This window comes from Patescibacteria group bacterium, assembly GCA_018817715.1.
In the GTDB taxonomy this organism is placed as follows: Bacteria; Patescibacteriota; Patescibacteriia; order Veblenbacterales; family UBA10138; genus JAHITT01.
On record JAHITT010000006.1, the window covers coordinates 193,684 to 213,165 of the forward strand.

The 19,482-nt window shown below is 37.0% G+C and carries 18 protein-coding genes; 8 read left to right on the plus strand and 10 right to left on the minus strand.

The window, feature by feature from the left end:
- From pgk to rpsB, 6 genes are all read right to left on the minus strand, one after another.
- Positions 1–1,185 carry a phosphoglycerate kinase gene (pgk, locus tag KKC17_04045; GenBank protein MBU1039362.1) on the minus strand — a complete coding sequence of 395 codons (1,185 nt, stop codon included), beginning with the start codon at positions 1,183–1,185 and terminating at the stop codon, positions 1–3.
- Between the two features lie 298 nt (positions 1,186–1,483).
- Positions 1,484–2,512, minus strand: a complete 1,029-nt coding sequence (gene gap, locus KKC17_04050) for a type I glyceraldehyde-3-phosphate dehydrogenase (GenBank protein MBU1039363.1) — start codon at positions 2,510–2,512, stop codon at positions 1,484–1,486.
- A gap of 145 nt (positions 2,513–2,657) precedes the next feature.
- A complete protein-coding gene (locus KKC17_04055; GenBank protein ID MBU1039364.1) occupies positions 2,658–3,317 on the minus strand; it encodes a hypothetical protein in 660 nt (219 codons plus the stop codon).
- A gap of 930 nt (positions 3,318–4,247) precedes the next feature.
- Positions 4,248–4,961 (minus strand): uridine monophosphate kinase, encoded by a 714-nt coding sequence (locus tag KKC17_04060; GenBank protein ID MBU1039365.1) that lies wholly within the window; start codon positions 4,959–4,961, stop codon positions 4,248–4,250.
- Positions 4,962–5,074: 113 nt separating this feature from the next.
- Positions 5,075–5,692: an elongation factor Ts gene (locus tag KKC17_04065; protein MBU1039366.1), complete on the minus strand. Its 618-nt coding sequence runs from the start codon at positions 5,690–5,692 to the stop codon at positions 5,075–5,077.
- Between the two features lie 27 nt (positions 5,693–5,719).
- The gene (gene rpsB, locus KKC17_04070; protein ID MBU1039367.1) at positions 5,720–6,451 is read right to left on the minus strand and encodes a 30S ribosomal protein S2; all 732 of its coding nucleotides are present in this window, start codon (positions 6,449–6,451) and stop codon (positions 5,720–5,722) included.
- Positions 6,452–6,698: 247 nt separating this feature from the next.
- Between rpsB and rpmE the strand changes: the two genes are divergently transcribed.
- The 4 genes from rpmE (at position 6,699) to KKC17_04090 (ending at position 9,227) form a co-directional block, all read left to right on the plus strand.
- The gene (gene rpmE / locus KKC17_04075; GenBank protein ID MBU1039368.1) at positions 6,699–6,953 is read left to right on the plus strand and encodes a 50S ribosomal protein L31; all 255 of its coding nucleotides are present in this window, start codon (positions 6,699–6,701) and stop codon (positions 6,951–6,953) included.
- Between the two features lie 110 nt (positions 6,954–7,063).
- Positions 7,064–8,113 carry a peptide chain release factor 1 gene (prfA, locus tag KKC17_04080; protein MBU1039369.1) on the plus strand — a complete coding sequence of 350 codons (1,050 nt, stop codon included), beginning with the start codon at positions 7,064–7,066 and terminating at the stop codon, positions 8,111–8,113.
- Positions 8,113–8,961 (plus strand): peptide chain release factor N(5)-glutamine methyltransferase, encoded by an 849-nt coding sequence (gene prmC / locus KKC17_04085; GenBank protein MBU1039370.1) that lies wholly within the window; start codon positions 8,113–8,115, stop codon positions 8,959–8,961. The genes prfA and prmC overlap by 1 nt, the downstream gene beginning before the upstream one ends.
- 14 nt (positions 8,962–8,975) lie before the next feature.
- Complete coding sequence (locus tag KKC17_04090; GenBank protein ID MBU1039371.1) at positions 8,976–9,227, plus strand: hypothetical protein; 252 nt, start codon at positions 8,976–8,978, stop codon at positions 9,225–9,227.
- A gap of 46 nt (positions 9,228–9,273) precedes the next feature.
- On the opposite strand, the gene KKC17_04095 is transcribed toward KKC17_04090, so the two are convergent.
- The 4 genes from KKC17_04095 to KKC17_04110 are packed head-to-tail and all read right to left on the minus strand — an operon-like array spanning position 9,274 to position 12,284.
- The gene (locus KKC17_04095; GenBank protein MBU1039372.1) at positions 9,274–9,945 is read right to left on the minus strand and encodes a 50S ribosomal protein L25; all 672 of its coding nucleotides are present in this window, start codon (positions 9,943–9,945) and stop codon (positions 9,274–9,276) included.
- A 3-nt stretch (positions 9,946–9,948) separates the two neighbouring features.
- Positions 9,949–10,269, minus strand: coding sequence for a hypothetical protein (locus KKC17_04100; GenBank protein MBU1039373.1), 321 nt, complete (start codon positions 10,267–10,269; stop codon positions 9,949–9,951).
- Between the two features lie 35 nt (positions 10,270–10,304).
- Complete coding sequence (rodA, locus tag KKC17_04105; GenBank protein MBU1039374.1) at positions 10,305–11,453, minus strand: rod shape-determining protein RodA; 1,149 nt, start codon at positions 11,451–11,453, stop codon at positions 10,305–10,307.
- A 3-nt stretch (positions 11,454–11,456) separates the two neighbouring features.
- Positions 11,457–12,284, minus strand: coding sequence for a hypothetical protein (locus tag KKC17_04110; protein MBU1039375.1), 828 nt, complete (start codon positions 12,282–12,284; stop codon positions 11,457–11,459).
- An 83-nt stretch (positions 12,285–12,367) separates the two neighbouring features.
- Here KKC17_04110 and KKC17_04115 point away from each other — a divergent pair, with 83 nt between their 5' ends.
- The 4 genes from KKC17_04115 (at position 12,368) to thrS (ending at position 19,447) form a co-directional block, all read left to right on the plus strand.
- Positions 12,368–12,670 carry a hypothetical protein gene (locus KKC17_04115; protein ID MBU1039376.1) on the plus strand — a complete coding sequence of 101 codons (303 nt, stop codon included), beginning with the start codon at positions 12,368–12,370 and terminating at the stop codon, positions 12,668–12,670.
- A 93-nt stretch (positions 12,671–12,763) separates the two neighbouring features.
- A complete protein-coding gene (locus KKC17_04120) occupies positions 12,764–16,231 on the plus strand; it encodes a DNA polymerase III subunit alpha (protein ID MBU1039377.1) in 3,468 nt (1,155 codons plus the stop codon).
- Between the two features lie 57 nt (positions 16,232–16,288).
- Positions 16,289–17,434 carry a baseplate J/gp47 family protein gene (locus KKC17_04125; GenBank protein ID MBU1039378.1) on the plus strand — a complete coding sequence of 382 codons (1,146 nt, stop codon included), beginning with the start codon at positions 16,289–16,291 and terminating at the stop codon, positions 17,432–17,434.
- A 258-nt stretch (positions 17,435–17,692) separates the two neighbouring features.
- Positions 17,693–19,447 carry a threonine--tRNA ligase gene (thrS, locus tag KKC17_04130; GenBank protein ID MBU1039379.1) on the plus strand — a complete coding sequence of 585 codons (1,755 nt, stop codon included), beginning with the start codon at positions 17,693–17,695 and terminating at the stop codon, positions 19,445–19,447.
- The last annotated feature ends 35 nt before the right edge of the window (positions 19,448–19,482 follow it).

Below are 19,482 nucleotides of genomic sequence, written 5' to 3' on the forward strand. Positions count from 1 at the left end.
TTATTTTTTACTCTTTAAATAACCTAAAGCTTTTAAAGCCGGCAGTGTTTGGCCAGCCAAAAAATCTAACAAAGCGCTACCAGCTGTAGAAATATGATTCAAAGATAATTTAGCTTGATGCAAAAAAGCCGCTGTTTCACCGCCACCAGCTACCACATAAGCCCTAGCTCCTTGACTACGCGCCTGCATTAACCAAGCTAAAGATTTAGTGCCATGCGACCATTTTATTTCTTCGGTCAGCCCTAACGGACCAGCCCAAAAAATTGTTTTAGCTTTTTTTAGAACCACAGCGTAATCAGCAATAGTCTGAGGGCCAATATCCACTATAGCTTCTGATTTTTTAACTAAAGTAACACTTTTAACTAAAGCCTGCTTAGTACTTAATGGCCACTTGGTCACTAGAGCATCAGACGGCAGTAATATTTTTTTGCCAGCCTTTTTTAATATTTTTTTAGCCGCTAATAAACTTTTCTTATCTACCAAAGATCGGCCAACTTCCCTGCGACGAGCTAATAAAAAAGTGTTAGCTACCGCCCCGGCTGTTAAAATATATTGGCAACGCGGTAATAATTTTTGTATAACCGGCAATTTATCAGCTATTTTAGCGCCACCCACTAATAAAACCACTGGCTTGGTTCCTTTTTTTATTACTTGCTCCAAACAATCAATTTCATGACTTAAAGCTAAACCAGCATAACTTGGCAAATACTTGGTAATAGCCACCAAAGAAGCGGCCGCTCTGTGGCAAACCGAAAAAGCTTCATTAATGTATAAATCCCCCAAGCTGGCTAATTGTTTAGCTAAAGAGGGTTCATTTTTATCTTCACCTGATTCAAACCTAATATTTTCTAATAAAATCAAATTTTTCTTAGCCGCCTGTTTAATAGCCAAAGAACCAAAAGATAAAGGTAAAACCTTAACTGGCTGGCGCATTATTTTGCCCAAAGCATAACCAATGGGCTTTAATGATAAATCAGACACTACTTTACCCTGTGGCCGGCCTAAATGGCCGACAATAATCGGGTAAGCACCTCTGTTAATTAAAAAACGTAAAGTCGGCACAGCTTGCCTTAAACGACTATCATCCAAAACTTTTTTACCACTAAGTGGCACATTAACGTCCAAACGCACTACAACCAACTTACCCTTAAGCTTTGGAATCTGAGAAATATTATTAATAGGCATATCGTATATTATAAAACATTTAGCCCAAAAAAACTAATGACTAATAAATAAACATTTCGCCGCTATCCATGGAGCTTAACAAATAACTTAAGCATTACTTAAATATTTAATTAACTAAATATTAAAAAAATTAAAAATCAAACACCAAGATGACAAACTTAAAATTCAAAATTTTTCCATTTTGATTTATCATTTTCCGTTTTGATTTTTACTTTTTGAATTACTACTATTATCACTCTAACAATTCGCACTCCTCAATTCTAATATTAGTACTCAAATTCTTAACCTTTTAATTAACTTAACTTATCTTTTCCGCCAATTCCACCAATCTATTAGAATAACCCCATTCATTGTCGTACCAACCAATTACTTTAACCATATTGCCGTCTACCACCTGAGTTAAAGACAAATCCACAATTACCGAAGCCGGGTTACCAATAAAGTCCGAAGAAACCAAAGGTTGGTCGGTTACTTCCAAAACACCGCGATATTGTTTGCTACGGGCAGCTTTTTTAAAAGCAGCGTTAATTTTGGCTACTGTTAAATTTTTTTCCCTAACCAAAAAAGTAAAATCGGATAAAGACACGCAAATCGTGGGTACGCGTACCGCCAATCCATCAAACACACCTTTTAATTTAGGTATAACTTCGGCTGTAGCTAAAGCTGCCCCAGTGCTAGTAGGTACTATATTTTGGGCAGCCGCCCTAGCTCGGCGCATATCGTTATGCCGAGCTGGTGGCGGACCATCCACCAAGTTCTGCTCGGCTGTATAAGAATGAATAGTGGTCATCATGGCCTTATGAATACGAAAATTTTCCTGCATTACCTGAGCAATTGGCGTAATACAATTGGTAGTACAAGAAGCATTGGATATTATTTTATCTTGCAGTTTATCCACATCGCTTACCCCCAAAATAACTGTTGGCACTTCCCCGCCTTTAGCTGGCGCCGACAAAACCACTTTTTGCGCCCCAGCTTTAAGATGCAAACTAGCATCTTGTTTTTTAGTAAACCGACCAGTACATTCTAAAACCGCTTGCACTTCTAATTTTTGCCAGGGCAATTTGTCCGGCTCTTTTTCAGCTGTGACTAAATACTTAATACCATCTACAATCAAGTGTTTATTATCATAAGACACTTCCTTATTAAAAACACCGTAAACCGTGTCGTACTTTAATAAATGAGCCAAAATTTCCGGCGCCATTAAATCGTTAATGGCTACCACTTTTAAATTCGGTTTGGTTAAGGCAATTTTAAAAGCCGCCCGGCCAATGCGACCAAAGCCGTTAATAGCAATTTTAGTAACTGATTTCTTAAGGCTAGGCATAATATAAATCTTTAAAAATAAGCACTCTTATTATAGCTTTTTTAACATAAAAAAAGAAGGCCTTTGTTAGCCTTAGTTTTTAAAATAAATAATGGTGCGGGTCTGTCTTTCCTTAAAGACTTTTGATACCCGCACCACAGAAATGTTATGTTAATCTCTTCATCATGTTTGTATTAGCGTTACCGGCTGCATTGTTGTGTGTCATCAGCAAATTATCATTTTTATCGCTGAGTCGTGCCACCTCCGAAGACACGGGCCGGTTAGAATTATTTGCGGCATTATTTTGTACGTTGCAGGGTGCATTGTTAAAATTCATCACCAAATTGTTGTTACCAGCTACCAGTGCTACATTGTTGTTATCATTTAACAAATTATTTGTAGCCTGCGCCGAATTGTAAGATACATAGTTTACTACAGAGTTGTTACTATTCTGAACCACCACGGCTTCGTTGTTATTGTTGTTCAACGTGTTTTCTTCGCTCTGTGCCGGGTTGTAAGATACGTTAGATGTTAAGTTTACATCAAGATTTGTTGCAGAGATACCATTGAAATTTACCTGATTCAGACTATTCTGAGTCGCCGCTTCATTAACTGTTTGCAATATTACGGTGCTGTTTTCTACCTGAGCTTTTTCAAATTGATTGCTATCTGTTGTAGCTACCGGCGGTGCTAAATCATTTTCAGCTGCCATTGCCACAACGTTAGTATTGTCATTTACGCTATTATCCACATTTGTCTGAACATTGAATATTAATAGAGTAAATAATAATCCTAGCAAAGGGATAAAAACTTTTTTTACATTCATTTTGAATCCCCTTAAATTTGTTTTTTGTTAATTAATTGTTAAAAACCAAAAAGGAAGTATTACGCACCAGGTGGCCTAGGGAGTTCATTAAAAGCAACCTGGACTTGACTATACCCGCAACAAATATCAGCGGGTACGAAATCGGGTACAACGCAAACAAAAACGCTTGGATTTAGTACCAATTTGTACCTCCGGTTTAAAATTAGTTAATTAATTGTTTCTGTTAGTTATGGTACTAACAGAGGCAGGATTTTAAAGAACAAGGACTATTAAGAAATAAGACTTTCCAATTTATTTTTTATCTTACTATGTTTATAGCTTTATAAAAGACTTATAAACGTTAAGACTTATTTTTGGTTGGCCTTTCTTTACAGACCGTCTTACTTCTTGGAACAATTTTTTATTTTTAATGTGTTAAATTTACTACTTTAACAAAAAATGTCAAATTTTAGCCCAAACCAACGCCTCAATTAAACAAACAACCTGAGGCGTTCAAGTATTTATATCACCTCGCCGCCGCTATCCGCAGGTTGGCTTGCGGAGCGTAAGCCAAGCGAGGACTCTAGCGGCGATTCTTTGTAATCCTTTCTTTAAAAGAAAGGATTAGATATATATTTAATTACGTAATTAAATAAGTAATTATAACCACTTCTTTAAAAGAAGTGGTGCAAGAATTGCCACCATATTTAAGCCCCTACAGTGCTCGTTGCCTGCCAGGCCAAGGCTACCTGCCCGCCATAGCCTGTACTCCAGATAAAGATAGGAATTTAGTTTTAGTGTATCGCTTATTTACGCACTGATACTTAAGGACAGTCAAATGGCAGGCGGGTCCTGAATCTACCACAAACACGCCTTGACTTATCTGTCAGGCAACTTCCGCTCTGTTACCAGGGCTTAAATATGGTGGCAGTTTAATACCAGATAAAAACTTTATGGTCTAACCAGTGTCCCGCCTCGCCCCGCCTTCAAACAACCAACCAAGCGTTTAGCACTACCCCACTTACACACTAAAATCGGAATTTTATTTTTTTGGCAAATTACAAAAGCTTGCTGATCCATTACCTTAAGACCCAATTTAATAGCTTGTTTCATTTCTAATTTCAAAAATTTTTTAGCCGCTTTGTATTTATTAGGATCTTTATCATAAACTCCATCCACCGGCCCTGTTTTAAGCAATAAATCCGCCTTAATCATAACCGCCTGCTTAGCCGCGGCCGTATCAGTGGTAAAAAAGGGTCTACCCGTACCGCCGGCAAAGATAACTACCTGACCCTGCTTTAAAGTTGTTTGAGCTTTCTTTTTATTAATAGGTTCTGTTAATTCTATTTCACTGCCCACAAAAGTTTGCACAATTGCTTTTACTTTTAATTTTTGTAAAGCTTGTTGCAAAGCCAAAGCATTCATTAAGGTGGCAGTAATTCCTATATAATCAGCCGTCTTAGGATCCATACCCTGGCCTTGCTGACGCTTACGCCACCAATTACCAGCGCCCATAACTATGGCTAGTCTTAAACCACTGGCTTGTAGTTTATTTATTGTCGTAGCGGTTTTATTTAAAGTTTTAACATTAATACCCTGGCCTAAACCACCCAAAGCTTCGCCAGATAATTTTAATAATATCGTCTTGTGAATATTTTTTTTCATAATTAATAAATAATTTTGGTCTGTTCTAATTTTACCCACCTTGATTAAAATAATAAAAGCGGTAAATCCTTTTTGATTTTACCGCTCTTAAATCATAAAAACAAATTAATAACTTATTCCTTAACTGTGCAAGTAACACCAGGGCCAGCCAATTCAAAACGACAAAAACGCTTTATTTTAATATTTTCACCTGTCCTGGCTATGGCTTCAGTTACCACATCTTTAACTTTTAATTTATCATCTTTAAAAAAAGGTTGCTCTAACAAACATATTTCTTGATAATACTTTTGAATTTTCCCTTCAATAATCTTAACTAACATATCACCAGTTTTACCCTCGGTGGCCAATTGTTCCTGATAAACCCTTTTTTCCCGCTCCACCACTTCAGCTGGCACATCTTCGGTCGACAAAAATAAGGGGCTACTAGCCGTTACTTGCATAGCTAAATCATGAACTAATTCTTTAAATTGATCCGTCCTAGCCACAAAATCTGTTTCACATAAAACTTCTACCATAGAACCTACTTGCCCGCCGGCATGAATATAAGATTCTACCAAACCTTGACCAGTCGCTCTAGCGCCTCGGCTCATAGCTATTTTGCCACCTTTTTTCCTTAAAATATCCGTAGCTTTTTCTAAATCGCCACTAGCCTCGGTTAAAGCTTTTTTGGCATCCATCATGCCAGCGCCAGTTAACTGACGCAATTTTTGAACATCTTGTGCTGTAATCATAAGTATTTTCCTCTCCGAAAATATTAATTATTCTTGAACTTTAACAGTTTGAGTTGGAGCTGCCTGGCTTAAAAACTCGGCCTTGGCTTCTACAACGGTTTCGGCGGCCAAACCAACAATCAATTTTATGGAATTTAAAGCATCATCGTTGGACGGAATAGCGTAATCCACCAAACTGGGGTTGGTGTTAGTATCCACCAAAGCCATTACCGGTACTTTAACCTTATGTGCTTCCCGAATGGCATTTTTACCCTCACGAGTACCAACCAAAAAAATTACTTGAGGTAATTTTCTCATGGCACGAATACCACTAATAGCTGCTTCTAATTTTTTAAAATCCCTGTCTTTTTCTAATTGTTCTTTTTTAGAATATTTTTCCCACAAACCATTAGTCTTTTCTTGTTCTAGTTTTTCCAAACGACTAATTAATTTAGAAATTACTCCAAAATTCGTAAAAACCCCGCCCAACCAGCGCTCTACTATGTAAGGCATACCGGTCTTAGTAGCCGCTTCCTTAACAACCTCATTGGCTTGCTTTTTTAAACTCACAAACAAAACAATTCCACCAGCAGCCACGATATTATGCAAAACCTTTAAGGTATCTTCCAATTTTTGACTGGTTTTTTCCAAATCTAAAATGTGTATATCATGTCGAACAGTATAAATAAAATCCCGCATTTTAGGATGCCATTTGGCCTTTTGGTGACCAAAATGCACCCCGGCTTTAAGCATTTCTAACAAAGATGGTATTTTTGGCATAAAAAAATAGACTCCTTTACCCCGCCAGCTTATTTGCTGACAGGCTACTGCCGGTTACTTTAAATGGCTGATAAAAACCCGGGCAAAATGCTAACGGATTCAAGGAATCAGCCAATAACAGGCATGATTGATTAAGTGACGAAATTATAAACCTTTTTTGTTTTTTTGGCAAGTTTGGCAAGATTAAATTAAAATTAAAGCCGACCCCTTGTCAAAGACTAATTTATATGTTACACTTGGCCACACTATGAAAACCGATATCCATCCTAAATATCATACCAAAGCCAAAGCAATTTGCGCTTGTGGCAACACCTTTACCGTAGGTTCCACAATTGAAGAAATTCACGTGGAAATTTGTTCTAATTGCCACCCTTTTTACACGGGTAAGCAAAAAATCTTAGACGCTGCCGGCCGAGTCGACCGCTTTAAAAAACGAACTGCTCGCACCAAAGTCGCTACGGAAAAAAAACTCAAACCTAAAACAGCTGATAAAGCTGCTTAAAACAGTTATTAAAAACTACCCCGTGCCTTTTAGGCTGATACCAGCCAAAATCGGGGTAGTTTTTATTTGTCCACATGGGATTATCAACCATAATAATATAGAATTAAAATATGGATTTACCTTTTCATCTTAAAAAAAATCAACAACAGCTGACTGATTTAGCTAATCAACTGCAACAACCAGAAATTTTTAACGACCAAAATAAATTGGCTAATGTTAATCGCGCTTATAGTGAAGCTAAAGAAATAGCTGATTTGGGGGACAAATTAAACCACCTCCTAGAACAACAAACTAATTTACAAAATAGTCTACAAAACGAAAATGACGCCGAGCTTAGAGAGTTAGCCGCTGAAGAATTAACCGAAGTTAAAAAACAAATTTTAAGCACCGAAAGCGACTTAACTGAACTTTTAGAACCTACAGATCCTTTAGATGCCAAAAATACCATCGTGGAAATAAGAGCTGGTGCCGGCGGAGACGAAGCAGCCTTATTTTCCGCGGAAATATTCCGTATGTACTCAAGATTTGCCGAAAGAAAAAGCTGGCAAGCAAAAATAATGTCTTCTAGCCGCAATGAACTCGGGGGTTATAAAGAAATAATTTTTGAAATTACCGGCCAAAGAGTTTATTCTTATTTAAAATATGAAAGTGGTGTTCATCGCGTTCAACGTGTACCAGCCACGGAAAAAAACGGTCGGGTTCACACCTCCACCATTACCGTGGCGGTTCTACCGGAAGCGGCCAGCGTGGATATAGACATTAAACAAGAAGACTTAAAAATTGAAGCCACCACCGCTTCTGGACACGGCGGCCAAAGCGTTAATACTACCTATTCAGCCATTAGAATAGTTCATTTACCAACCGGCCTAACTGTTATTTGTCAGGACGAAAGATCACAAAAGCAAAATAAAGAAAAAGCCATGGCGGTTTTAAGATCCCGCTTACTAGCCCGTCAAATTGAAGAGCAAAGGCAAGTTAGAGATTCTTCCCGTCGAGCACAAATCGGTTCGGCTGACCGATCAGAAAAAATAAGAACTTATAATTTTCCACAAGACCGCCTGACTGACCATCGTTTAAAAATGAATTGGCATGACTTACCAGTTATTATGGATGGACAAATTGAAGAAATAGTGAATGAATGTAAAAAAATCCTTGGCTAATGACTGTTCAACAAGCCTGGCAACAGGCTATTAAACAACTTAATATCAGCCCGTCACCTATTTTGGACGCTGAAGTTTTATTGGCTTACTGCCTTAAAACTAACGTTACAAAAATCAGCACCCACCAAACAACCAAACTTAATCTTTGGCAAAAAATTAAATGGGTTTATTTTTTAAATTTACGAAAAAAAGGTTGGCCCATCGCCTATCTTGTAAAAAACAAAGAATTCTACGGATTAAATTTTTATTTAAACAAACACGTACTAGTGCCCAGACCGGACAGTGAATTGTTAGTTGAACAAACTTTAAAAAAAATAACTAACCGACCAGACATTAAAACCATAATAGATTTAGGCACTGGTAGTGGCTGTCTAGCTATAGCCTTAGCTAGTAACCTGCCGAATAATAAAATAATCGCCACAGACTTATCTAAAAAAGCCTTAAAAGTAGCCCGCCAGAATGCCTTAAATCATCAATTAACCAATTTATCTTTTTATCAAGGCGACAAACTAAAACCTATTAAAAAAATACTAACCTCTAAAAACCTTCCCTATCTTATAGTAACTAACCCGCCTTATTTAAGTAACCAAACATATTCCCTGGCTCTTAAAAAAGAACCTTACTTAGCCTTATGGGGCGGACCAGATGGACTTACTTGGTATAAAGATTTTTTTAACCAACTAACCAGCTGGACCAATACTTATTGGCCCGATTACCTTATAATGGAAATTAGCCCAGAATTAATCGCTCCTTTAAAACTCCTCAATAAGACTTTAGTAAAACCTTATCAAATAGATATACAAAAAGATCTTAATCAAAAAGACCGACTTATAACTTTTTCTAAATAAAAACAGAGGCGCAGATGCAAACATTAATAGAACACTGGGAATATTTGGCCAGAAACTACAACAAACAATTCCCTTTGACTGTTGTTATAACCAATGGCCAAAAAAACATCGGCCTGGTTATAAACAAAATAACTTTTGACACTGAAAGAATAATCTTGGATATAAATGAAAAAAATGAAAAATTTTTAGTGTCAAACGAAAATAAATGGTTGGTTAAATACGGCAAAACCTATAATAATCAACCAATTTTCACGACAGATATTTAAAAAAATACCCCTCTGTCTAAACAGAAGGGTATTTTTTAATTTAAAATTATTTATCAGAAGAATCCTTTTCTTCGTCTTCATCCTCCTTACCTTCTTTATCTTCCACTTTAGCTATCTTAGAAACATCTTCTTTAACTTCTTGCTTAAGTTCTTCCAATTCCGCTTCCGATCTAGGTTCTGTTACCACCACCAAAACTTCTTCACCACCGCTAATCAATTTAAGGCCTTGGGGCAGTTTAATTTCTTTAATCAACAAGCCTTTATTAAATTCAGCCAAACCAGTAATATCCACCTCTATTTCATGAACCAAGTCTTTAGGCAAACATTCCACTTCTATAGAGCTTATATTTTTTACCAAAATACCACCTAATTCTTTAACCGCCTTAGGCTCACCGATAAATTTAATTGGAACTTCCACAGTAAGTTTTTCGTCCATTTTTATTTGATGAAAATCCACATGCCTAACCTGTCCAGTAGTCGGATGAATCTGAACTTCTTTAACCAAAACCTTAACTGGCTCCCGACCGTCTACCACTAAATCAAATAAACTACTTTCACCAACTTGACGATAAATTTTATCAAAGACTAATTTATCAACAGACACCGGCTGATTATCTACACTATTACCATAAACAACACCCGGCACTAAACCTTGCGTTCTTATTTTTTTAACCGTCTTACCTTGATCGCTTCTAGAAGAAACAGATAATTTTATCATAATTTATAAATAATTAAAAAGTAAATCATGGATGGCTATGACATCATCAGTGGTTATTTTGGGGCTGTTCTGAAAATGCATTGCTTCTTCGTCCGTTAAATCTGTAGCCAAACCGACTGAAGTAACTCCATAACCAGAGTTAATAACCAGAGCTAAAATTGAGCTATGACACAAGCTACAATCTATATGAATTAGTTGATTATCATCCTTAGTCTGTAAAACTCTTATTTTCTTAGGCCGAGCCGGAGCCTGACATAAAGGACAATATGACACTAAATGCAAAATCTCTTTAGATAATTGATTACCTTTACCATCATTTGTCATAAAACCACCAACCAATAAATGTTAAATTGTGCCAATTATAATACCAAAGATGAGGCCCGCCTGTCAATCTCGGGTAAAGCTTCTTGCGGGGCTCCCCGACCATAATGACGGAATAAATTCAATAAAATACCCACCGCTGCCAAGCTCATTATTAAAGAAGAGCCGCCATAACTCAAAAAAGGTAAAGTTAAGCCAACCACCGGAAATAAACCAATATTCATGCCGATATTAAAAGTAACCTGGGTGGCAAAAATACTAAAAATGCCCACTGCTAACAAAACAGCAAAATCATCCCTTAAACGTCGCAATAACCAAACCAAGCGCCCAAACCAAGCGCCCCACAAAGTCAAAACTAATAAACTGCCAATTAATCCCAATTCTTCGGCAATAGAAGCAAAAATAAAATCCGTGTGTTGTTCTGGTAAAAATTTAAGCTGGCTCTGTGTACCCAAACCCAAACCCCGACCCCATAAGCCCCCTGAACCCACAGCAATAACCGATTGCGTTACATTGTAACCACTACCTAATCTGTCAGATTGAGGATTAAATAAATTAGACAAACGTTGTCGTTGATAATCTTTTAAGAAAAAACTACCTACCAAAGCCACTACCGCCACCAAACCCAACATAACAAACCACCATTGCTTAGTTTTAGGCACCGCCGCCAACAAAACACCCCAAACTGATAAAAGTAAAAAAGCTGAACCGAAATCCGGCTGTACTAATATCAAAAAAACTAAAGGCAATAAAAGAACTGTTGCCCAAAATGTTTTACTCCAAGTTAAGGGTGGTCCAGCCTGAGCTAAATAACCAGCCAAAACAATAACCCAAAAAAATTTAACTAACTCCACTGGTTGAAAATTAAAATAACCCAAATTAAACCAACCAGTTGTACCACGCACGGTTTGACCAAATAGCAAAACAGCTACCAACAAAACTAAGCCCCCAAAATATATCAAACGCGACCAAGAACGATAAATTCTATAATCAACCAAGGAAATAACCAATAAAGCTACCAAACCTAAACCAGCAGCTGATAATTGCCGCCAAAAAAAAGGTAACAGCTCTGGCCTAGTTAAAGCGCTGGAATATATTTCGGCTAAACCTATGCACATCAACAAAAAAGTCAACAGCAACAAAGTAACATCTAAACCGATAAAAAATCCTTTAATCTTCAACCACATCAATTAAAACGTTAAAATACTATCGCTTCTAAAAATATTCACTTCTGGTTTTATTAAAAGTTTGTCAGCATAAATAACCTGCCCTGGCCAATAAAATTCCATCTCTTTAGTTTGACCACTAATTAATTCAGGCAAAATCTGACGAGCCACCGCTACCACTTCATTACCACGCAATAAAATTGCATTAACTGGCACCTGCAAATAACCATAAGCTGATAAATTCATTAAAGAAAATTTTAAACTAGAACTGGCTTGACCATCTCCTTCAGCAAACAATTGTTCAAACTTTTCATTTTTGACAGAAAAATTAGACCAAGCATAGCTATTATTTTCTCGAATACGCCGCCAACTTAAATTAGTAATTTCTAAATCGAATTGGGACGGACGATACTTTAACTCCACCTGAGGTATAATCAAATATTTATCTTCCTGCGGTAAAAGAAAATTTGTACCCTTAAATTCTTGCCCCTCAACTAATAAACTATAAGAAAAATCCGTAATCGCCCAATTAGCATTATTATTCCTAATAGCCACCACTAAATCATACCGACCAACCCCGGCTGGTACGGCCGCTTTATAACCTACGGCAATTTCCTCTGGAGCGTGCCGTTGATTATAATCATAAGTTTCTACACGACTTTCCACCAATTGTTTTAACATTAACTCTTCATTTTTCCAATTAAGAAGCAAAGAAGTTATTTGCCAACCAGCATACACCAATAACAAAACTAATCCGGCTCCAACTACACCAAAAATACCGGCCTGCAAAGTTTCTTTATGTTTAATATACCAATAACCCAGCTTAAGCTGTTGATTATTTAACTCATCCATATATTATATATAATAGCATAAATAATGTATGCCCAGCAGGGCTTTATGCTATACTTAAAAAAGTTACTCTTAAACAATAATTTATGTATCTACAAACTAGTGCCGACATACTAAATATCGCTATTGCTATTTCAGTAGTCGGTGTTTCTTTTTTACTAGGCTGGCTGTTAATTTACGCCCTAGTTATCATCCGACGCTTAGTCAAAATAACCGCCCTGATTGAACAAGGTGCTCTAAAATTAGAAAATCTAATCAATCTGGTAAAAGAAAAACTAGAAAGTTCTGCTTCTTATTTATCTATTTTAGCCGTTGGCTTAAAAGATTTAGTCGGCTACATCTTGGAAAAAAAATTAACCCAAAAAACCTCCTCTACTAAGAAAAAATAAAAAACCCTTACAAGCCGCGAATTAAGAACTCTTAAAAACCCTAAAAATATTATAATCACGACCCATAATTCTTGATTCGTGTTTTTATTTATTATGTCTAATTTTTCCCACCTTCACGTACACTCCCATTACTCCTTGCTTGATGGCCTGCCTAAAATACCCGATCTAGTAGCCAATGCCAAAAACAAAAGTTTTACTTCTTTGGCTTTAACCGACCATGGAGTAATGTACGGTTTGGTGGAGTTTTACAAAGAAGCCACAACTGCCGGATTAAAACCTATATTAGGTATGGAAACCTATGTTGCCCCTAGACGCTTAGTAGACAAACAAACCAAAATAGATGACCATAATTATCATTTAGTCCTGTTAGCTAGAAATTTACAAGGTTACCGCAACCTAATTAAATTATCCTCTATTGCCCATCTACAAGGTTTTTATTATAAACCTCGAATTGATCAAGCCACTTTAGCCCGATACGCTGAAGGTTTGGTGGGTTTATCTGCTTGTTTAAAAGGTGAAATACCGCAAGCTATAAAATTAGGTGACACTAAAAAAATAAAAAAAACCATACGAAACTATCAACAAATATTTGGCGAAGAAAATTTTTACTTAGAAATTCAATCACATCCGGAATTAACAGAACAAATTGAACTAAATAAATCTTTACGACAATGGGGTAAAGAATTAAGTATCCCCTTAGTGGCCACCCAAGATTGCCATTACTTAGAAAAAGAAGATGCTGCTGCTCAAGACATAATGGTCTGCATCCAAACCGGCAAAACCGTCACCGATGATAAAAGACTGGATATGAGGAAGGTAGATAGCTCCCTTAAAACCGAAGCCGAGCTACGCCAAGAATTGCCAGACTTCCACGACGCCCTAGACAACGCCGGCGATTTAGCTGATGAACTGAACGTAGATATTTCTTTAGGTCAAAGATTTTTTCCTACCTACCCAACACCAGAAAAAGAAACACCCGAAGCCTATTTAAGATTACTGACCGAACACGGTCTGGCCAAACATTATAAAACTGGCGTTACGGAAGATGTTAGGCAACGATTGGAATACGAATTAAATATCATAATGAAAAAAGGCTATGCCAGTTATTTTTTGGTCGTAGCTGACTTTGTAAACTGGGCCAGACAGCAAGGTATTATAGCTACTACTCGAGGTAGCGCCGCCGGCAGTTTAGCTTCTTTTTTAATAGGTATTACTACGGTTAATCCCCTAACTTATAATTTGCCCTTTGAACGATTTCTTAATCCAGAAAGACCGTCTCCACCTGATGTTGATATGGATTTTTCCGATAATAAACGTGATCAGGTAATCGCTTACGTAACTGCCAAATACGGAATTGATCATGTGGCTCAAATAGTTACTTTTGGAACTATGGCCGCCCGAGCAGCCGTACGTGATGTCGGCCGAGCTTTAGGTTACCCATATAGTTTATGTGATCGAGTGGCTAAACTAATCCCTTTTGGCCAACAAGGTTTTCCTATGACTATAAAAAGAGCCTTGCAAGAAAACCAAGAACTAAAAGAACTAAACGATAATGACCCGCAAATCAGCCAACTGCTTAGCCTGGCGCAAAAAGTTGAAGGTTGTGTTCGGCATTCTTCAGTCCACGCTGCCGGTGTGGTTATTTCACCTACCCCCTTAACCGACTACACCCCCTTACAATACGATGGCGAAGGTAAGCATGTTATAACCCAGTACGACATGTGGTCATGTGAAGATGCTGGCTTGGTTAAAATGGACTTTTTGGGTATTCGCAACCTGTCTATCATGGGTAATGCTGTTGAAATAATTAAAAAAACCAAAAACGTCAATATAGACTTAGGCAGTATTCCTTTAAATGATGAAAAAACTTTTTCCTTAATGGCTCAAGGAGAAACTATGGGTATGTTCCAATTAGGCGGTAGTGGCATGACTCGCTATCTCAAAGAACTTAAACCGTCTAGTATCACGGATATTATGGCTATGGTCGCCCTTTTTCGGCCTGGCCCAATGAATTCCATACCAGAATTTATCAAACGGAAACATAACCCTAAAATGATTTCCTATCTTGATCCTCGTTTAGAAAAAATTCTTAAAGATTCCTACGGTATTATTACTTACCAAGATGATGTCCTTTTAATAGCTATTGAATTAGCTGGTTATAGCTGGCTAGAAGCTGATAAGCTTCGTAAAGCCATGGGTAAAAAAATTCTTAAGGAAATGGCCCGACAAAAAGAAAAGTTTATTACCGGCTGTATTACCGGCGGCTTAAAAGAAAAAAAAGCTCTACAGCTTTGGGAGCTAATTGAACCTTTTGCCGCTTATGGTTTTAACAAATCGCACGCCGCTTCTTACGGCATCGTAGCCTACCAAACAGCTTATTTAAAAGCCAATTATCCAACAGAATTCATGTCTGCTTTAATGACAGCTGAAGCTGGTGACTTACCGACTATTGCCCAAGCTGTAGCTGAATGTAAAAGACTTAACATACAAGTTTTACCACCGGATATAAATGAAAGTTTATCAACTTTCACAGTTATAAACGATAACATGATCCGCTTTGGATTAAACGCTGTTAAAAATCTAGGTGAACAAGTGGTAGCTTCCGTAATCCGCGAACGAAAACAAAATGGCAAATTTGCCAATTTAGAAGATCTGCTTTGGCGTTTGTCGGGCAAGGACATATCAAAAAAATATTTAGACAGCCTTACTAAATGTGGCGCCTTAGACAGTCTGCACCCCGAAAGACAGCAGTTGTTGGATAATATGAATGAGCTTTTGGCCTATGCTAAAAACGCTTCTAAACTTAAAGCTTCTAAACAAACCAGTCTATTTGCTAGTAGCCAAACAGACTCTCGACCACCTCTAAAATTAACCAATTCTAACAAAACAGACAAAGATGATAAATTAAGCTGGGAAAAAGAACTCTTAGGTCTTTATGTTAGTGAACATCCTTTTTCCAAATACGCCAATGAATTAACAGTCCAAACAGTTCCTTTAAATAATTTAAATGAACTACCAGGGGAACCAAATGTCACAGTAGCCGGGCTAATCACCAAAACCAAAGAAATAAATACCAAAAAAGGTGAAGCCATGGCTTTTTGCTCAATCGAAGATTTAACTGGTAATACCGAATTAATAGCCTTCCCTGAAACTTATCGTCGTTATCGCAGTCAATTAATTAACGATAATATAATCATGGTCAGAGGAAAACTCTCCAGTAAAAATGGGGAAAGAAAAATTTTAATAAATTCCCTACAACTTTTATCTGATGCCTCTCTTAAAAAAAATAACGAGCCAAAAACTTCCGAAGAAGAACCCCTTAAAAAAACTACTTCCTTTCCCAAAGAATGCTCCATAAAATTACCAGCCAATATCTCAACTGACGCCATGCAACAACTAAAAGCTTTAATTATGCGTTGGTCTGGTCAAACTAAAGTATATTTTGAGATTTATCAAAACGGTTTTTGGAAAAAAATTGCTACCCCTTATCGTTTAAATCTATCATCTGATTTTATAACAACCTGCCAAAAACTATTAGGCCCCGATTGTCTAACTAGCTGACTTATTAAACTAATTCTGTTATAGTAAGAATAGTAATTTTCCTTAACCAATCTTTTTATGTCACGTCATCGTATACCAACAATACGAGACACTGAGCCAACTCCTCTAAATAACAACCTACCTATCAAAAGGATTGTTATAAGTTTTTTAGTGGCCGTAGTAGCTATAACATCGTTGATCCTATACTATTCCTTGGCTCGAGCAACAATTACTTTGGAAATAAAACCCGATAACACTGTAATGGAAGCTACCTTAGCAGTTGGACAAAACGGCATTAAAGCAACCGTAAAACAACTGGAACTAAGTCAAGAAAAAACCTTCCCAGCTTCTCCTTCCGACGAATTGGAAGAAAAGGCCTCGGGATTATTATCTTTAATAAACGAAAATAACGCCGACCAAACTCTTATTGCCACTACCCGTTTATTATCAACCGATAACATATTATTCCGAATTCAAGAAACTGTAACTGTACCGGCTAAGGGTAAAATAGAAATAAAAGTAGTGGCCGATGAACCTGGCTCAGGTGGAGAAATAGCCGCTGGACGTTTTAGTATTCCCGGTCTTAAACAACCCTTACGAGATAAAATATACGGCCAGTCAACTAATCCAATGAAAAGAGCAGCCAAACCAGGTAATAAGGTTACCTCTTTAGATTTTGAACAAGCCCGTAAAGAATTAAGCAACCAGTTGGTACCTCAAGCCTTATCCAAACTAAGGGAACAATTGCCAAACGAAGAAAAATCTTACGCTGTGGTTTACCAAAATGAAACTATTAACGAAAAACCAAGCGTTCCGGCTGGTACTTCAGCTAGCGAATTTAAATATCAAATAACTGAAAAAATAACCGCTATTTTTTATGAGTCAGCTGATTTGCGTACCCAATTACTAGACTACCTGCAAAATCATCAAGAAAACGGCAAAAAAGTTTTATCCATTGAGGAAGAAAGTCTAACTATTAATATTGATATAATAAACGAAGATTCATCAGCTGCTGATTTAAAAATAAAGTTTTTAGCCCAGGTTACAATTACCGAACCTGATAAAGCCTTTAATAAATATGATTTAATCGGCCGAACTCCGGAAGAAATAAAAAATTATTTCGATACCATCCCTGGTGTAATCAGAGTAGAAACAGAGTTGGCTCCCTTTTGGGTAACAACCGTACCAACCGTACCGGAACACATTACATTAAAGGTAAAATAATTTTTAAGACCATTTGACTAAGTCTAATAATTAACTTTATACTTAATAAGACGTGAAGTTGTGGCAACTACCAATTGTCAAAAGGATTTTATCAAGCCCTTTCCTTAAGTTTATAGGCTAATCACGCCAAACAATTTTTAAAAGAGCGCCCTAGCCTTAACCAGCCAAGGGAATTTGGGTGGAACCACCCTCATGTTAAATGAGAGTCCCAAACGATTATAATCGTTTGGGTTGTTTTATTTTATAAATAATAAATTTATGACTAAAGAAGAAATTTTGTCTACTAAACGACACTCCCTCGCTCATTTATTAGCGGCGGCAGTTTTAGAAATCTGGCCTCAAACCAAAAGAACTATTGGGCCAGCTATAGAAAATGGTTTTTACTATGATTTTGAATTTCCTGAACCTATTAGCCAAGATGATTTGCCAAAAATAGAAAATAAAATGAAAGAAATTTTACTTAGCTGGTCTAATTTTGAAAAAAAAGATATTTCCTACAAAGAAGCTAAAGAGTTTTTTGCCGACAATCCTTACAAATTGGAATTGATAGAAGAATTTAATAACCAAGCCCAACAATTAACTCTCTATACTTCCGGTAAATTCACCGACTTATGTCGTGGCGGTCATGCCGATAACCTAAAAGAAATAGATCCTCAATCCTTCAAATTAGACAGATTAGCCGGCGCCTACTGGCGGGGTGACGAAGCTAATATTATGTTAACCCGTATTTACGGCTTAGCTTTTAACGATCAACAAGAACTTAATGATTATCTTGAATTAAGAATTGAAGCGCAAAAACGTGACCACCGAAAATTAGGTAAAGAACTGGATTTATTTGTTTTTGCTGAAGAAGTTGGACCTGGTCTACCCCTTTGGACAGACAAAGGCGCTACTATTCGTCGTGAAATAGAAAGATTCATTACCGATGAAGAAATTAAACGGGATTATAAACATGTTATTACACCCGATATCGCTCGAGTAAAACTTTACGAAATCTCCGGTCATTATCCCTACTATAAAGACACCATGTACCCGGTCATGAATATTGATGAGGATAAATTAGTCCTAAGGCCAATGACTTGCCCACATCATTTTATGTTGTATAAAGATAAGTTACGCAGTTATCGCGAATTACCTTTGCGGTTGGCCGAATTAGCTCAACTTTACCGATACGAAAAATCTGGTGAACTAACCGGTTTAATGAGGGTTAGAACATTTTGTTTGGCTGATTCTCATATTTTTTGTCGGCCTGATCAAGCACTAACTGAATTAAAAGAAGTTATTGATTTAATAGAGTTTTCTGTAGGTCAGCTTGGTTTTGAAAAAGGAGTTGATTATTCCTATCGGCTATCTTTAGGCGATATTAACAACACTAAAAAATATTACGACGCTCCAGACAAATGGCAAGAGGCTGAAAAATCTTTAAAACAAGTATTAACAGATCTTAAGGCTCCTTTTGTAGAAGCTCCGGATGAAGCAGCTTTTTACGGCCCCAAAATAGACATTCAAATGAAAAACGTGCTAGGTAAAGAAGATACGGCTTTTACCATCCAATACGATTTTTGTTTACCAGCCAGATTCAATCTGGAATATATTAACGAACAAGGGATCAAAGAACAGCCAGTCGTTATTCACCGCTCTTCCGTAGGCGCTTTGGAAAGAACCATTGCTTTTATGATAGAAAAAACAGCTGGCAATTTCCCCCTGTGGCTATCACCTATTCAAGTTAAAATATTACCAGTTGGACAAAATCATCATGACTTTTGCCAACAATTGGCCGCTGAATTAAAAACTCATCAATTGCGTGTGGAAGTGGATTTTAATAACGAAACAGTGGGTAATAAAATAAGACAAGCTTCCCAAGAAAAAATACCCTACAGTTTAGTTATTGGCGACAAAGAAATAGCTTCCGGTAAATTAGCTGCCCGGGTACGTGGCCAAAAAGAACTACTTAATATAAATAAAGAAGATTTTATTAACAAACTTCTAGAAGAAATTAAAACCCGTAGCTAATAAATAAATTAAGGGCTATTCGTTTTTTAACGAAC

Coding starts and splice junctions, on each gene's coding strand:
- pgk (MBU1039362.1), bottom strand. CDS start 1,185: ATGCCTATTAATAATATTTCTCAGATTCCAAAGCTTAAGGGTAAGTTG.
- gap (MBU1039363.1), bottom strand. CDS start 2,512: ATGCCTAGCCTTAAGAAATCAGTTACTAAAATTGCTATTAACGGCTTT.
- KKC17_04055 (MBU1039364.1), bottom strand. CDS start 3,317: ATGAATGTAAAAAAAGTTTTTATCCCTTTGCTAGGATTATTATTTACT.
- KKC17_04060 (MBU1039365.1), bottom strand. CDS start 4,961: ATGAAAAAAAATATTCACAAGACGATATTATTAAAATTATCTGGCGAA.
- KKC17_04065 (MBU1039366.1), bottom strand. CDS start 5,692: ATGATTACAGCACAAGATGTTCAAAAATTGCGTCAGTTAACTGGCGCT.
- rpsB (MBU1039367.1), bottom strand. CDS start 6,451: ATGCCAAAAATACCATCTTTGTTAGAAATGCTTAAAGCCGGGGTGCAT.
- rpmE (MBU1039368.1), top strand. CDS start 6,699: ATGAAAACCGATATCCATCCTAAATATCATACCAAAGCCAAAGCAATT.
- prfA (MBU1039369.1), top strand. CDS start 7,064: ATGGATTTACCTTTTCATCTTAAAAAAAATCAACAACAGCTGACTGAT.
- prmC (MBU1039370.1), top strand. CDS start 8,113: ATGACTGTTCAACAAGCCTGGCAACAGGCTATTAAACAACTTAATATC.
- KKC17_04090 (MBU1039371.1), top strand. CDS start 8,976: ATGCAAACATTAATAGAACACTGGGAATATTTGGCCAGAAACTACAAC.
- KKC17_04095 (MBU1039372.1), bottom strand. CDS start 9,945: ATGATAAAATTATCTGTTTCTTCTAGAAGCGATCAAGGTAAGACGGTT.
- KKC17_04100 (MBU1039373.1), bottom strand. CDS start 10,269: ATGACAAATGATGGTAAAGGTAATCAATTATCTAAAGAGATTTTGCAT.
- rodA (MBU1039374.1), bottom strand. CDS start 11,453: ATGTGGTTGAAGATTAAAGGATTTTTTATCGGTTTAGATGTTACTTTG.
- KKC17_04110 (MBU1039375.1), bottom strand. CDS start 12,284: ATGGATGAGTTAAATAATCAACAGCTTAAGCTGGGTTATTGGTATATT.
- KKC17_04115 (MBU1039376.1), top strand. CDS start 12,368: ATGTATCTACAAACTAGTGCCGACATACTAAATATCGCTATTGCTATT.
- KKC17_04120 (MBU1039377.1), top strand. CDS start 12,764: ATGTCTAATTTTTCCCACCTTCACGTACACTCCCATTACTCCTTGCTT.
- KKC17_04125 (MBU1039378.1), top strand. CDS start 16,289: ATGTCACGTCATCGTATACCAACAATACGAGACACTGAGCCAACTCCT.
- thrS (MBU1039379.1), top strand. CDS start 17,693: ATGACTAAAGAAGAAATTTTGTCTACTAAACGACACTCCCTCGCTCAT.